General features: G+C 57.1%; 1 protein-coding gene. It reads left to right on the top strand.

Annotated features, from left to right (window positions below; translation table 11 throughout):
• On the top strand, window positions 1-280 hold a 280-nt coding region (locus AC0L20_RS40895; RefSeq protein WP_473295808.1), incomplete at both ends, for an alpha/beta fold hydrolase.

A 280-nucleotide genomic window follows, 5' to 3' on the forward strand; every position in this document is an offset into this window, starting at 1 on the left:
TACCGCTCTGAAGCTGGGAAAAGTCATTATCGGGGGTTGGTCACTTGGGGGCATTGCTGCGCAGATTGTGCTGGCACAAGCGCCGCAATTGATCAGCCGTGTCGTGCTGCTGGCAACTACGCCACCTGGCCATCTGGTCAAACCCGGTGAGGCGCTGTTTTATGAAATGGCCCGACGCGAGAACGACTTTGAAGATTTCGCCAAGCTGTTCTTCGAGCCCGAATCCGCGTCTTCACGAGCCAGTGCCGAACGCTCATGGCAGCGCTTGAACATTGCCAGG

This window comes from Bradyrhizobium sp. Kon58 (assembly GCF_055807455.1).